Source organism: Paenibacillus agaridevorans, from assembly GCF_018604145.1.
GTDB classification, from domain to species: Bacteria; Bacillota; Bacilli; order Paenibacillales; family Paenibacillaceae; genus Pristimantibacillus; species Pristimantibacillus agaridevorans.
On sequence record NZ_CP075889.1, the window covers coordinates 1,463,102 to 1,477,590 of the forward strand.

The window sequence follows — 14,489 nt, forward strand, 5'->3', positions numbered from 1 at the left end:
GAGTTCAAAAAGTTCGGTTCTCAGTACCGAGAAGATTGAAGGCTGCTAGAAACTGAGGAGCGGAGCGTAGCAGAGCTACGTGAGCACCGGAAGGTTCGGCTGCGTTCAATATTCGATGTCGAGTAAGCATCAAGGAATACTTCGTAATGGGGAGCGGACTTTTTGAACTACCTCTAGAAAGGAGCTTGGAGAATGAAGTCTATTGCCGTTCTACAATTGGCACAGCGGTTCAAGCTGGAGGTGCTTGCAGGCGCCGAACGATTGGACCGCAGGATCGCGAAGTCCCGCGCTTATCGGCCGGGCCTTGAGTTCACCGGGTATTTCGACTTTTTCCCGCAGGCGCATGTTCAGGTGCTGGGGAGGAAGGAGATTACGTACCTGCACAGCCGGACGGAGGAGGAACGAAACCACCATATCGGCAATATCGTCAAATATCATCCGCCCTGTTTCGTCGTGACGGCAGGCCAGGAAGGACTCAAGTATTTGACCAAATATTGCGAGCAAGAAGGCATTCCGCTTTTGCGGACGAAGGATGCGACCGCGTCCTTCCTGGGCATGCTCGAAGCGTATCTCGTCAAGGAGCTGGCGCAGGAAATCGCGGTGCACGGCGTCTGCCTGAACGTATCGGGCATCGGCATTTTGCTGCGGGGCAAGTCGGGCGTGGGCAAGAGCGAAACGGCCCATACACTGATCCGGCGCGGCCATCGCCTTGTCGCCGACGACATCGTCGTGCTCAAGAAGCTGAGCCCGCAGACGCTGCTGGGCAGCCATAACGAGAAATCCAAGGAATTTCTCGCGCTTCGCAGCGTCGGGCTCGTCAATGTCGTCCGGCTGTACGGACGCAAGGCGTTCCAGGACGAGACTCGGATCGCGCTGGACATCGAGCTTACCAAGTGGCGCGACAACGAGCTCAACAACGATCTGGAGCTGGAGCCCAAATTCGTGGATTACATGGGCGTCAGCGTGCCGCACTTCGAGATTCAGCTTCAGCCCGGCCGGGATGTGGCAGGACTCATCGAAGCCGCGGCGAACAATTGGTATTTGAAGCAACAGGGCTACAGCGCGATGGAGGACTTCATGCAGCGGCTGCAGCAGCAGGACGATTAAGGCGTCTAAATAGGATAGTCCGACTATCTATCGGTCTTGAGACATGTTACACTAAGGGAGTCAGCCCATTTTCCATCTGTTACAAGTTCACCCGAGTCAAAGGCGTTTCATCCGCCTGGCTGGTCAAGTTTTGTTCGACAAAACGTGAAGGAGGAAACAACGTGGAAAATTGCTCAATCGTCATAAAGCCTGCCCTCAATGTGGTGGGCATCAGTTACAGCGGCCCGTATTCGTCCTTCCCGGATGATGCCATCAGGCTGCAGACGGAGATTCTGTCGCGCAAGCACGAATTAAACGAAGCCATCAAGGGGACTGTCATTTATTGCCCTTATTATGGTAACGAAGCATTCGCGACGTATTGGGCTTGTTATGAGGTGCAGCATCTGGAGGAAGTGCCTCCCGGCATGGTGCAATGGACGATTCCGCCCAGGCGGTATGCCATGGTAGCCAGCTCCAATAAGCGGGTCGGAGAAGGTTACGAGCAGCTGAATACTTGGATGGCCGAGCAGAAGCTGGAGAAAGAAGAACGCGCCGTTTCGCTGGAGCTGTTCTATATCGACGAGCAGCATTGGGAAGAGGAGCCGGTCGAGCTGCTAATTCCGCTGCGGGATGAAGATCATTAAATGATTATAAAGAGCTTGCAGAAGCAGGTTCTTTTTTTTCTGCGATTATAGTTGGTTGGAGAAGGAGTTGCGACAAAGTGAGCAGGCCGATCTATGTAGTAGACGCATTTACCCGGACTCGATACGGGGGCAATCCAGCCGCGGTTTGTATGGTAGAAGACATCATAACGGAATCCGAGATGGCCGCGATTGCAGCGGAGATGAATTTGTCCGAAACGGCGTTCGTGCAGCAGCAGGATGGCGGAGTATACAGTCTGAGATGGTTTACGCCGCAGGCGGAAGTGGAGCTGTGCGGCCATGCGACCCTTGCCGCCGCGCATGTGCTGTGGGAGAGCGGACGGTTGGAGCCGGCAAGGGAGGCGGCGTTCGACACGCTTAGCGGGAGATTAACCGCCATACGCAATGGAGAAGATGGCACCATTGCCATGGACTTCCCCGCCGAGCCGCCGCTGCCGGTGCAAGCGCCGCAGGAGCTGCTGGAAGGTCTCGGACTTATTCCCCGTTATGTCGGGCGCAACCGAATGGATTATATTGTGGAGATCGACGGAGAGGGGACCGTACGGACGCTGAGACCGGACTTTGGCATGCTGAAGCGGCTGGATGCTCGAGGGGTCGTGGTAACCAGTCGCGCAGACTCCTCGGCAGAAGCAGAAGGTGTGCGTTACGACTTCGTATCGCGGGCTTTCTACCCAATACTCGGCGTCGACGAGGATCCTGTGACGGGCTCCGCCCATTGCGGTCTTGCGCCGTATTGGGCCAAGCGGCTGCGCCGGACGGAGCTTGTCGGCTATCAAGCTTCGGCGCGCGGAGGACTGGTTGGCATGTCGATGAGGGAGGAGCGCGTGCTGCTCTCCGGACATGCCGTCACCGTGCTGAGAGGTGCGATTGAGAGTTAAAGATATCAGTAGCAAAAATGAGAAACCTCCGATTCCGCGAACAGAGCGGTGAACCGGAGGTTTTTTTAGGGTCGTCGCATACAATAATTGGCCCGCAAAGGCGCTTGCGTTTAACGTTACGGGACTTAGCGCCATACGTGCGTTATCCCAAGTTCTTCGCAGAGGCGGGAAGCGACTTGAAGCTGGAGACGCGGTTTTTTCCGTTCATCTTGGAATAATACATCGCCTCGTCCGCCTGCTTGACCATCTCCTGCACGGAACCGCTCTCCTTGGATGTGCTGAAGCCGACGCTGACGGTAACGATCGTCTCGCTCTCGATGCGCTTGCGAATGCTCTCCGCAACGACATCCGGCTTTACGCGTTCCGTGCTGATGCAAGCCAGCAGCTCTTCGCCGCCGTATCGCCCGGCGGAGCCGATGCTGCTGGCTTCCTCCTTAATAATCTCGGCTACCCGCTTAAGCACGATGTCCGCCTTGAGATGGCCCTGCGTATCGTTAAGGCGCTTGAAGTTGTCGATATCGCAGAAGATGATCGCCATGGACTTGCTGCTCTTGAGCAATGCATCCGCCTTGCTGCTGAAATGGCGGCGATTGTACAAGCCCGTAAGTCCGTCGACAATGGACGACTGGTAGGTTGACATCAGCCGTTCGATGACCCACTCGAACAGCAGCATGAACATTAAGCTGAAGTACACAATGGGGAGCAGGAGGCCCAGCAGAGGCAGCCAAGGCTGCCCGCCGTGGAAGACGTAGGCGTCGGCCATGCGTGCCAGCTCGCCGATGAAGTAGACGATCAGCCCCGTATAATATTTTGGACTGAGGTCCGCCACTCGCGTCGCCAGCAATATAATAAGAGTAACGACGATCATGTAGACGTCCAGCAGCGGGAACGATACGATCAGCTCCTCTCCGGATGCGCCCGAGCCGGAAGGAGCGACCGCGTATTGGGCTGCGGCGAGCGCGACGGTCGCGCCCGCCATGATCAGGAAGGGCAAGCTTCGCAGTTGGGCGGTGCGATAAGTATATAATTTCATGAATACAAAGTTTATAATGATAAAAGAAACGATCCCCAGCAAGCTGGATGCCAAATAAATCCAAGGCGACAGCGACTGCCTGGAGAAAGCGAGACCAATCAGGACGGCCTGCTTCGCCATCATTAACGAAATTGCGGCAATCAGCCATCTGTAGGTTACTTTGTTGCGATAGCTTGCATATAGTTTGATTGACATAAACAGCATCAGAATGAGGACGACGATGACGGACGTGGAAGAGAAGAGTACGCCGTTCGGTCCCGTGAGCCATTGCATCATTGTCATAGGTTAAACCACCGTTATGTAGGAATGTCTGGAGGAAGCCAGCGACTTTAGACTTTGTGAACAATAACTTTACAGAAACATATGTTCTAATATATCATATTCCAGTAGTTTCGTAACCATGAATCTGGCACTATTTTCGAAGCGGAGTTACGCTTTAGACTTTTTATCGGGAGTTGGCTCATGAATATTTTGCAGGCATTGTTTTTTCCGCCGGAGCAGCCGGGTGGCGTATCGTCGATGGTGCCTTATATACAGGAACGGTTCATCAAGATGGGATGGGGAATGGAGCTGTTCTCGCTCCCCAAGCGCGTTAGAAACAAAGGACAGGAGGAAGTGAGCTTCGAAACCTTTGAGCATCGCGACTTCGAAGATAATCCTCTGGTCGCCAAATATATGCAGACATACAAGGATTACGTGTGGTGGACCAAGCTGAGATTGCAAAAGTCTTACGATATTATTCATGCCCATCATCCGATCGCGGCGCTTGTCATGAAGCAGCTCTATCCCGACACGCCGCTTATTATGACGATCCACTCCAGCTATGAGCGCGAGCTGATGCTAAACGGCAGGATCCGGGAAGGCGGGACGGAGCACCGCTTCCTGACATCGATTTATCGGGAGCTGGAGGCGAAGGCGGATCTACTGACAACCGTGTCGGTGTCATTTCGCTCGTATATCGCGCCTTACGTCGATCGGCCGGAGGCCATCAAGGTCATTCCCAACGGCTACGACGAGAAGCGGTTCAAGCCGATCGCGCATGATAATGCCGTTACGCAGTTGATTACCGTCTGCCGGCTCGTACCGGCCAAGGGACTGGACATTCTGCTCCGGGCTTGCGCCGAATTGAAGGCGCGCGGCTGTCCGTTCGTGCTGCACATCATCGGAGACGGCCCTATGCGCAAGGAGCTGGAGGCGCTCGCGCAGGAGCTTGATTTGTACGACGACATTATCTTCTACGGCTATATGCTGCATCCCGAGGAATTTATGCCGTTCTTCGACGTGTTTGTCCTGCCTTCGCGCGCGGAGGCGTTCGGCTCCGTATTCGCTGAGGCGGCGCTGTGCTGGCTGGCGCTGGTGGGCACGAATGTGGGCGGCATCGGAGAGCAGATCGAGGATGGCGTTAACGGACTGCTCGTAGAGCCGGAAAATCATCTGGCACTGGCCGAGGCGCTGGAGAAAGTCGTATCGGATCCCATCTACCGTCATAACCTGGCGAGAGCGGGTTGGAACAAGGCGAAGAAGGAGTATTCGCTGCAAAGGGTCATCACGCAGTTCAAAAAGGTCTATCTCGGACTGAAGCCGGAGGGATCGGCAATGTAAGAAGGCTGCCTTCCATAAAGGAAGGCTCGTCTAACTCGGGAAGAAGGGAGCTGAGGCGAAAGTGGGTGTGCCTTTCCGATTTATTCATGCAGCGGATTTGCATCTCGACAGTCCGTTTCGCGGACTCGTCAAGGCTCCGGACGCCGTTCGGACGGCGCTCTCTGCCGCCACGTTCGCGGCGCTGAGACGATTAACGGATGCGGCGATCGAGCATGAAGTCGACTTCGTTGTCGTGGCCGGAGATCTGTTCGACGAGGCGGACCGCTCCCTGAGAGCCCAGTTCGCGCTGATGAAGGAGTGGGAGCGTCTCGCCGGGCATGGCATTGCCGTATATGCCATTCATGGCAATCACGATCATCTGGGCGGCCGGCGAGCTAATCTAAAATTGCCGGATGGCGTACATATTTTCGGAGCCAATCGGGTACAATCCGCGCCTGCTTATACGAGAAGCGGCGAGCTGGCGGCCAACGTCTACGGCGTATCCTACGGCGAGCGGGCGGTGACCGAAAACCTGGCCTTGCGTTATGCTGCGGATGCCGATGCCCCCTATCATATCGCATTGCTGCATGGCAATGTGGGAGGAGACCCTTCTCACGACAGTTATGCGCCATGTTCCTTGGAGCAATTGACCGGCGGCGGCTTTCACTATTGGGCGCTTGGCCATATCCATAAGCGCGAAGTGCTGCATCAGTATCCCCATGTCGTCTACTCCGGCAATTCGCAAGGCCGCAATCCGCGAGAAATCGGGGCCAAAGGCTGCTATCTTGTCGATGTGTCCGCCGCTGGTGCGACCGATCTGACCTTCCTACCGCTGGATGCCGTCAGATGGCAGGAGATGATCGTGCCCATCGAAGGCGCGGCGACCGAGCAGGAGCTGCTGAGCAGACTTCAGACGGCGGCAGGCAGTGCCTCTGAAGAGGGCGAAGGGCGGCCCCTTATGTTAAGGCTAAAGCTTGCGGGAAGCGGACCTCTGCATGCGCGTCTTAAGGATGGGACGTTGACAGCGGCTCTGCTGGAGCAGCTTCAGGAGGAGCTCTGGCGAGAGGGATCTGCATGGGTGTACGTCCACAGCCTGGAAGCTTCGACCTTCGGACAGATGGACTGGGCCGCGCTTGCCATGGATGATGGCTTTACAGGCGAGCTGTATCGGCTTGGAGAGAGGCTGCGCGAGAATTCCGAGGCTTGGAGAATGTTCGCAAGGGCTGCGATCGCGGACATCGACAGCCATGCCAAGTTGGGCAAGCTGGGCCGGCGGAGCTGGGACGAGCTGCCAATGGATTGGCTGGAGGAGGCGCGCCTGCTTGCCATCGAAGCCATCGCGGAGGAAGGGGAAAAAGAATGAAGCTGATCGAAGCGCGTATTGACGGATACGGCGAGTTGAATGATCGGAGCATCGGACTGGATGCTCCGGTCATTGTCGTCTACGGGCCTAACGAAGCAGGCAAAAGCACGTTGTTCGGCTTCCTGCGAACGATGTTGTATGGTTTCCCGAGACGATCTTCCCCCGGAGAACGGCATGAGCCTGCTGGAGGCGGCAGACATGGAGGGAGGCTTGTTTTCGCCGATGCGCAAGGATTCGGGTTTCTTCTGGAGCGTTACGCGGCAATTGCAGGCGGAAAGCCCAAGGTAAAGCAGTGGCAGCGCGACAACGGCGAAAAATGGCTTAATGACACGAAATTCGGAACGGAGCGGGTACTGGAGCAGGCCGCATGGGAGGGGCAGTTTCTCGGCGGCGTGCAGGAGCGGCTTTATCGGCAGCTCTTCGCGATCACGTTGTCGGAGCTGATGGAAGTCGGTACATTGTCCGGCGGCGAGCTAGGCCGCTATCTCTATCAGGCAGGCTGGGAAGAGGGGCGCGCCGTTGCGGCAGCCGAGAAGCGTATACAAGCCGAGATGGACGAGCTGTTCAAGCCTAAGGGGACGAACCAGAGATTGATCGGCTATGCGCGAACGATCGAATCTCTCGATGCGGAGCTCCGGGGTCTGGAGGACGGCATCGATCGGTTCAATGAACTTACGCGAGAAGGAGAAACGACAGAGCGGGAGCTTGCGGCGCTGGAGGGAGCGGTACCGGCTGCCGAAGAGCGTGTTCGGCTTCTGCGCAAGGCCGTGAAAGCCAGGCCGATCTGGCTGCGCGGCATTCAACTGCGCGCCGAGATGGAGCGGCTCTCCGGTGCCGGACATCTGGCTGCGGATGCTTCTTCAGTATGGGATGATTTGCAGGGTAGACGAGGGTTGCTGAAGGAGGAGGCCGTTCGACTTCGCAAGGAGCTGGAGCAGGCAAAGGGCAGAATGCGGTCGCTTACGTATGACGAGACGCTGCTCGCACGGTGCGACGAGCTCGAAGCGATGCTGCAAGGGTCGGAGCGAATCCGCGGCCTGTCTATGCAGGTTTCCGAATGGCGGGTCGAGCTGGAGTCGCTGGACGAAGCTATCGCCAAGCTGGTTACAGCTATATCGCCCGAATGGACGGAACGTCAGCTTCGTGAATTAATGGTAACGGTAGCAGATAAGGACGATGTCCGGGAAGTGCGCGAGCGGATGCTGGTCATGCAGCGCAAGGAAGAGAAGCTGGGAGCCGAATGCGAAGGTCTGCAGGCCAGGCATCTCGAAGCGCAAGCGCTGCTTGAGGAGACTGCAACCGCGCTTCGGCTGGAGCGGCTGCCCGAGAGCGCAGCAGGAGGCGATGGCATATACTCGCTGCTGGAGCTGACTCCGACCGGCCTGGCTCAAGCCTGGTCATCGGTTGATGAAGCGCTTCGCGCTTGGGAGCTGGAGCAGGCTCGTCAGCAATCCGCAAGCCCGTCCGCCGACGCCGTGACGAAGGAGGAGTTCATCGCGTCCGGCGGGGCCAGGACAAGCTGGCTGCCGTGGGGCATAAGCGGGCTTGGCGCTGCCGCCTTGCTCGCAGCAGGATCGCTGGCCGGCCTGCTGGGCGATCTATCCGACGGTGCTTTAGCCGCAGCGCTTCTGATTGGCGGAGCATCCGCCGCACTTTTGGTCGCAGGCCGACTGTCCGCGGACAGAGGTGCAGACAGGGCAAATACGAGAGGGGAATCCGATCGAGGCAGCCGTTTGGCTGGACGCTCCGGCAAAAGCGGCAACAACAGGGGCTGGAGCGCTGCAACAGGCGGCAACTCTGACTCTGCGGAGACGGCCAGTGCAGCGGAGGAGCGGTTAGAGAGGGCCCTTGGGCTGCTCGTGAAGGATCCGTCAGCGGTTTTGAGCGCGTTAATTGACCGATCCGCGGGAAGAACGCAGCCAGAAGCGAAATCAGCACTGCAAGCTATTGTCGGGGCTACCGGCGATCATCTGGCCCGCAAGGAGAGACTAGTCTCCCGTATGGACGAGCATGAGGCGAGACTGAGCCGGATTCGCGCCATGCTGGACGAGCGCGAAGCTGCTATGGCTATAGCGGTGGCCGAGACAAGTCAAGCAGCGGCGGAATGGCGCAGCTGGCTGACCGCGCGAGCCTTGCCCGAGAGCCTGTCGCCGACAGCCGCGCTGGAGACGTTTGAACTTGCTGAAGGCGCAATGGATCGTCTGCGCCAGTACGACCGGCTGTCCGCAAAAATAGCGGCAGCCGACCGCGAGCGGTCGGATTACGTCCGGCATGCGGTTGCCCTCTGCGAAGGATACGCCGAATGGCAGCGCCAAGCTGCGCAGGATCCCGTGCTCGCGTTGACGTTGCTGCAAGGAGAGTATCGCAGACAAGCTGCCTCCCGTTCGGAGGAGTTGTCGCTTGCCTCTCAAGCTGCCGAGATGACCGAACAATTGTCGCATGCGGAATCCGCTCTTTCGATTATGAGCACGGAGATTGGCGGGCTGCTCGAAGCAGCAGGCGCAGCAACCGAAGAGCAATACGAGACGGCCTTGCATAATCGGGTGCGGCTTGGAGAATGGGAGGGGGAATACAGTCTGGTGCAAATCGAGCTGACCGCCGGACAATCCCCCGAGCGCTTGGCGCAGCTGGAAGAATTATGGACGACATGCGACGAGCTGCTGCTTGATCAGTCCCTTCGCGAGGCCGAACTCGAAGCTGCCCGACTATCGGAGCTGCAGCAGTCTTGGCTGGAGCGCAGAGGACGCGTCAAGCAGGCGATGGAGCACTTGACCAGCGCGGAGAAGCGCGGCGAGCTGCTGTCGAAGCGCTCCATGGCCGTCTCTGCTTTGGAGGCGGATTCCAGCCGATACGCCGTATTGTCCGTTAGCCGAGCGCTCATCCGAGCGACGCGCAAGAAATTCGAGGAGGAACGGCAGCCTTCCGTGCTCCGCCATGCTTCGGCCTATATGCGGCTTTTGTCGGAGGGGAGGTATGTGCGCGTTCATGCCGGCGGTCCCGAGGCGGGCATAGGCATAGAGCGGTCGGACGGCATCGCCAAGGACAGCGGTCTGCTTAGCAGGGGAACGGCGGAGCAGCTGTATTTGTCGATGAGGCTTGCGCTTGCCCGGGAAGCGACGGGGCCCGTCAAGCTGCCCATGCTGCTCGACGATCTGTTCGTCAACTTCGATCGCGCCAGATTGCATGCCGCTTCCGCGCTGATGAACGAAATCGCTTCGGAACGTCAGATCATCTTGTTTACCTGCCACGAGCATGTGCGGGATGCAATGCTTGCCGGCTGCAGAGCCGCCGTGACCGTCGATATGACTCCACAGCAAGCGACGACATTCCATTCCGTCAGGAATTCCGGAACGTTACTCGACGGCGGATCATAAGAATGAGCCAGCCGAGACTAATAAGGCCGAAGAGCGGATACAGCGTGGAGAGCAGCGGCCCGAACCCGATCTGACTGGCCAAATAACAAACCAGCAGCACCGCGACCGTCAGCCATTCTCTTGACCAGCTCGTGCGCTCCTTAAGCTGCAAGGTCAGGCCGTAGATGTTGGCGATAAGCGTCGTAAAAATTTCCGCAAAAATCAGGAACATGTAGATAAACTGTACGTACTGTCCCAGCTGTCTGGCGATGCCGCCCATGGGAATGGCAAATTGCTGGATGCCCGGCATATGCAAGGAGAGAGCAATATGACCGGCGAGCAGCATAAAGCCGATGCCGATGCCGCCCAGCCACGACCCCATGACGATCGTTTTGCGATCGCGAATTTCCGCGCCTAGCGGCACAAGAACGGCTTGGGCAAGCGACAGATTGAAGGCGGTATACAGAAAAGGGGACGCCAGGGCGGCCCAAGGGGAGTAGTCGGTGGACAACGTCAGAAATTTGGCGGAGCCCGGCGTGTGGAAGGTGTGGATCATGACGAAAACGGTGAAAAGAAGCATGGTCGGAACGACGATGGCATTGACGGCAAGAATGGACTTCATTCCTTTGCGCAGCAGCAGAAAGCTGCCCGCCATCGTGATCAACAGTCCGGCCTGATACGCTATATTCCAATGCTCATAGAAGATGGTGCCTGCCCCGGCCAGCATGACCGCGGTCACGCCGAGCAAAATGACAAGCATAAAGAGGCTGATCAGCCGCCCGTATTTGTCGCCGAACAGCGCCTTGTTAAGGTCCTCGTAGGAATTGGCGCGAATTTCGCTGGCGATAATCATCATTTTGGTGCCGAGCCAGATAAACAGAATAGTTGCGAACGCGATTGTGATCGTACCCCAATAACCGAATCTTGTGAAAAACTGCAAAATTTCCTGTCCCGTCGCAAAACCCGCCCCAACGATCGTACCCATATAAGTTGACGCAATTTGCAGCACCTTGCTTGTCCTCTTCTGCACCGGCGACCCTCCGATCCAACAGCATTCTCTTAACAGGGTATGTCCAATGAAGAGGCTAAATGACTGCCTGACGGGATTTTCGTCCAAATTACGTCCCGGACAACAAAAAAAGCCGACCGCTTAACTTGCAGCGATCAGCTTCATGGATACAATTTCATTTCTGCCGGGGTCAATATCCAGCTTCAGTCTTGCTTTTTTTGCTTCGTATGTCAGGTGATATTCGGACTGCACTTCCGGCTGGCCGAGCTTTTTGATCGCTTGCTCGGGTTTGTCGCCGATCTTAAGTCCGTTCAAGCCGGTAGCAGCGTCCAGTCCGAACACCTCGACGAAATGGACGGCTCCTTTGCCGCTGAAACCGACCGAAACGCCTTCATATTCATGGACATGAATTTGACTGCTCTCTTCCTCCAGCAAGTAGCTGTCGAGCTCCTTGCCCAGCAGCGTTGTTACGGCAGAGACGCCGTCGCCAATTGCGATGCCATGCAGCGCGGGAACGCTTTTGTTCCATTTGGTCCCATCTTGCTGACCCGAGCCCGGATCAGCCGTTCCGCCGCCCTTTTTGGCAGAAGAGGTTTCGGCGGACGAACCGTCGTCCGTACCTGAGAGATTGCCGCTCGGAGCGTCGCTGCCGACCGTTCTCGGATCAGCGTCTTCCAGGTAGGACTTCTGAGGGCCATCCGATGTAACTTCCTCCGCTATCACAACGTTGTCGTCGTTGCCGTTCTGCTGGTCCGGCTTGGCGGATTGGCAGCCTGCAAGCAGCAGCATAAACGCCGTCGCGCAAATCATGAGCTCCTTGCGCCAAGGCTTGTCCATCGTATTCCTTCTCTTCATGTTTCCTACCACCGCCGTTCGTTAATGTCTCTCTATTGTAACGTATTACAGGACTGGAAGGTTGCTGTTTTCTACAAAAAAGGTTTGTAAATGATTCATGTATGACGCCGCCAATTCCAAGCCGGGCTTCTATTTGACAAGATGTTAGGTTGCGCGACGCGCCAATCCTATGGTACGTTATCGAAAAGGGAAAAAAAGCGGAGGTAATGGATGATGGAGAAGCTTAAGACACGCATATTGCAAGAATCGTCGGTAGTGTCGAGCGACGTGCTGCGGATGGACGCGATCATTAATCATATGGTAGACCCGGAGCTTACGATGGAGATGGGCCGCGAATTCGCGGCGCGGTTTGCAGAGCAGACGATTACGAAGGTCGTTACGGTGGAGTCATCCGGCATTCCGGCCGCTTTTACAACGGCGTACGTCCTTGGCGTGCCGCTCGTGTTCGCCAGGCGCAAGAAGACGCTCATCGCGGATCCGGACGCTTATTGCGAGCGGGTCCCGTCATTCACGAAGGGAATGGTTACCGATATTATGGTATCCAAGCAGTTTCTAACGAGCGACGATCGGGTATTATTTATCGACGATATTATCGCTAATGGCGATGCGGCCAGAGGTTTGATCAAAATAATCGAACGTTCCGGAGCGGCCTTGGTCGGCATGGGAGTCGTAGTCGAGAAATCCTTCCAGGCCGGCGGCCGCACGCTTCGCGAAAGCGGCATTCGCGTAGAATCGCTTGTGCGTATTGCTTCGCTGGAGGGCGGAGAGATTACTTTTGAGTAAGATGTTCCAGCATGTTCGCTCTTTCCCAGCAGAATGATATGGCTTATAATAAACGTAAGTGATCGAGGGGAGGCACACTATCATGGAAAATCTATCTGCCGAGTTTATGAACGTGAAGTTAAATGACGCCAAGATCCATTTCGAGAGAGCTCTAGATTGCAAGCATACCGAATTCGATGATCTATATCCTTATATGATTGAGCATCCGCAATTTTTCTGGTACAAACGTTACGTCGCATGGTCCGAGCTATTGACGATCGTCAAGCTGTGCGACGAGCTGTCCATCGAATGGAAGGACCAATTCACCGAGAAGCAAGCGGAGTATATCGGCAAAAGAGTCATGTCCTCCCGCGTGCTGGACGAATGGTACGAGACCAACGATTCCAAGGAGCATGTAGGCTAACAGCCAGGATAAACTCATAAATGCACCATGGATGGGGAAGGCCTCAATGATTCGCGCAAGCTGTCATTGGGGTCTTCGTCCGATTAAAGAGCGATAGATTGCCGTCAAGAGGGAACTATACATAGGAGGTGTAGAGCAGCGATGATCTCGGAGGAACAACTGGATGCGTTTCGGCATTCGGGAGAGACAGTCAGAATTGTACGGGACGATCTGGAGAGCAACGATGTGTCGGGTATTGTCGTCGCCTGGGATGACGTTTCCGTCATGATCCGCAAACCAAGCAGAAGAGTGGTCAAGCTGAGCAGAGGTTATCTCTACCAGCCTGCATCCGAGGAGCGAAGATCTCCGCTGGAATAATAGAAAATCACCACAAAATAGGAGGAGTGATTCCATGAATTGTCCAGTATGCGATGATGTGCGAATGAAGGAAGTGCAGAAGGAGGATGTGCTCATCGACGTCTGTCCGGCTTGCAAGGGCGTATGGCTGGATCGCGGCGAGCTGGAGAAGCTGCTGCAGGGCGTCCGCGAGGTGCGCGACGACTACGAGAGGATGGAGCAGGAAATCCAGAACACGGGTTTAGGTGGCGTACAGGCACCGCCAAATGTAGATCAGGGTCAAGCCGGCGCGTTCGGCAACAATCCTGGCGGACAAGCCGGTTATAGCGGCGCGCCTGCTCCAGGCGCAGGCGGGACAAGTCCGGGCTACGGGTCAGCTCCGGGTTACGATGGGACGGGGCGAGGCGGCTACCAGCCGCCGCCTTCGCAGGGCGGCAATCCCGGCTATCAGCAGCCTCCGGGCCAGTACGGCCAGCCTGGTTACGGCCAGCCGGGTTATGGCTCTGCTCCTGGACAGGGTTATGAATACGGACAAAAGAACAGCAAGTACGGCTACGATAAGTACGGTCGTCCGTACAAGAAGAAAAAAACGATGCTGGACGTTTTCGGCGATTTGTTCGACTAATTGAGCTGAAGCTGTATTGGGGTCGAATAAAGGATGAACCATCTGCCGGAATCAAAAAAACCTCTTAAATCTGTGTAATCGGATTTAAGAGGTTTTTTGGCGATTGTAGGCCAAGCAGGGCTGGCTGCAAACCACCGGACGTAGGCTCTATAGTAATTTCGCGTGCTGCAGCCTGAAAAAATCGGGTTCCAGAGAGCAGTTGGGTCACTTTGGTTGCAATAACCCGAGTAAGTCTGGTTATTGAGTCTGGCGGAGTAACTTTGGTTGCAATAACCCGAGAAAGTCTGGTTATTGAGTCTGGCGGAGTAACTTTGGTTGCAATAGCCCGAGAAAGTCGGGTTATTGAGCCAGGCGGAGCAGGTTTGGTTGCAATAACCCGAGAAAGTCGGGTTATTGAGTCTGGCGGAGTAACTTTGGTTGCAATAGCCCGAGAAAGTCGGGTTATTGAGCCAGGCGGAGCAGGCTTGGTTGCAATAACCCGAGAAAGTCGGGTTATTGAGTCTGGCGGAGTAACTTTGGTTG

Annotated in this window: 13 protein-coding genes; 10 read left to right on the forward strand and 3 right to left on the reverse strand. The window is 56.2% G+C overall.

Annotated elements, in window-relative coordinates:
* Nucleotides 1-192: 192 nt before the first annotated feature.
* The 3 genes from hprK to KJW29_RS05695 all read left to right on the forward strand — a co-directional run bounded on the left by hprK (nucleotide 193) and on the right by KJW29_RS05695 (nucleotide 2,626).
* On the forward strand, nucleotides 193-1,107 hold the full coding sequence (hprK, locus tag KJW29_RS05685) for an HPr(Ser) kinase/phosphatase (protein ID WP_087571057.1): 915 nt from the start codon (nucleotides 193-195) through the stop codon (nucleotides 1,105-1,107).
* Between the two features lie 161 nt (nucleotides 1,108-1,268).
* Nucleotides 1,269-1,730, forward strand: coding sequence for a GyrI-like domain-containing protein (locus KJW29_RS05690; RefSeq protein WP_214629068.1), 462 nt, complete (start codon nucleotides 1,269-1,271; stop codon nucleotides 1,728-1,730).
* A 77-nt stretch (nucleotides 1,731-1,807) separates the two neighbouring features.
* Nucleotides 1,808-2,626, forward strand: coding sequence for a PhzF family phenazine biosynthesis protein (locus KJW29_RS05695; RefSeq protein WP_214629069.1), 819 nt, complete (start codon nucleotides 1,808-1,810; stop codon nucleotides 2,624-2,626).
* A 142-nt stretch (nucleotides 2,627-2,768) separates the two neighbouring features.
* Here KJW29_RS05695 and KJW29_RS05700 read toward each other — a convergent pair whose 3' ends face one another.
* Nucleotides 2,769-3,941 (reverse strand): GGDEF domain-containing protein, encoded by a 1,173-nt coding sequence (locus tag KJW29_RS05700; protein ID WP_214629070.1) that lies wholly within the window; start codon nucleotides 3,939-3,941, stop codon nucleotides 2,769-2,771.
* A gap of 180 nt (nucleotides 3,942-4,121) precedes the next feature.
* Between KJW29_RS05700 and KJW29_RS05705 the strand changes: the two genes are divergently transcribed.
* From KJW29_RS05705 to KJW29_RS05715, 3 genes are all read left to right on the forward strand, one after another.
* The gene (locus tag KJW29_RS05705; RefSeq protein WP_214629071.1) at nucleotides 4,122-5,261 is read left to right on the forward strand and encodes a glycosyltransferase family 4 protein; all 1,140 of its coding nucleotides are present in this window, start codon (nucleotides 4,122-4,124) and stop codon (nucleotides 5,259-5,261) included.
* 61 nt (nucleotides 5,262-5,322) lie between these two features.
* Entirely contained in the window at nucleotides 5,323-6,603 is a 1,281-nt protein-coding gene (locus KJW29_RS05710; RefSeq protein WP_214629072.1) for a metallophosphoesterase family protein, read from the forward strand.
* Nucleotides 6,600-9,977, forward strand: coding sequence for an AAA family ATPase (locus KJW29_RS05715; protein ID WP_214629073.1), 3,378 nt, complete (start codon nucleotides 6,600-6,602; stop codon nucleotides 9,975-9,977). Before KJW29_RS05710 ends, KJW29_RS05715 begins: the two co-directional genes overlap by 4 nt.
* On the opposite strand, the gene KJW29_RS05720 is transcribed toward KJW29_RS05715, so the two are convergent.
* Together KJW29_RS05720 and KJW29_RS05725 are read right to left on the reverse strand one after the other, a co-directional pair.
* Nucleotides 9,940-10,986, reverse strand: a complete 1,047-nt coding sequence (locus KJW29_RS05720; RefSeq protein WP_246608605.1) for a YkvI family membrane protein — start codon at nucleotides 10,984-10,986, stop codon at nucleotides 9,940-9,942. The two genes, KJW29_RS05715 and KJW29_RS05720, sit on opposite strands and share 38 nt — an antisense overlap.
* 120 nt (nucleotides 10,987-11,106) lie before the next feature.
* Nucleotides 11,107-11,820, reverse strand: a complete 714-nt coding sequence (locus tag KJW29_RS05725) for a hypothetical protein (protein WP_214629074.1) — start codon at nucleotides 11,818-11,820, stop codon at nucleotides 11,107-11,109.
* 213 nt (nucleotides 11,821-12,033) lie between these two features.
* Here KJW29_RS05725 and KJW29_RS05730 point away from each other — a divergent pair, with 213 nt between their 5' ends.
* The 4 genes from KJW29_RS05730 (at nucleotide 12,034) to KJW29_RS36710 (ending at nucleotide 13,967) form a co-directional block, all read left to right on the forward strand.
* The gene (locus KJW29_RS05730; protein ID WP_214631015.1) at nucleotides 12,034-12,603 is read left to right on the forward strand and encodes a xanthine phosphoribosyltransferase; all 570 of its coding nucleotides are present in this window, start codon (nucleotides 12,034-12,036) and stop codon (nucleotides 12,601-12,603) included.
* Nucleotides 12,604-12,685: 82 nt separating this feature from the next.
* Nucleotides 12,686-13,006 carry a hypothetical protein gene (locus tag KJW29_RS05735; protein ID WP_187099769.1) on the forward strand — a complete coding sequence of 107 codons (321 nt, stop codon included), beginning with the start codon at nucleotides 12,686-12,688 and terminating at the stop codon, nucleotides 13,004-13,006.
* 141 nt (nucleotides 13,007-13,147) lie between these two features.
* Nucleotides 13,148-13,363, forward strand: a complete 216-nt coding sequence (locus KJW29_RS05740; protein ID WP_187099770.1) for a hypothetical protein — start codon at nucleotides 13,148-13,150, stop codon at nucleotides 13,361-13,363.
* A 34-nt stretch (nucleotides 13,364-13,397) separates the two neighbouring features.
* Nucleotides 13,398-13,967, forward strand: a complete 570-nt coding sequence (locus tag KJW29_RS36710) for a TFIIB-type zinc ribbon-containing protein (RefSeq protein WP_214629075.1) — start codon at nucleotides 13,398-13,400, stop codon at nucleotides 13,965-13,967.
* The last annotated feature ends 522 nt before the right edge of the window (nucleotides 13,968-14,489 follow it).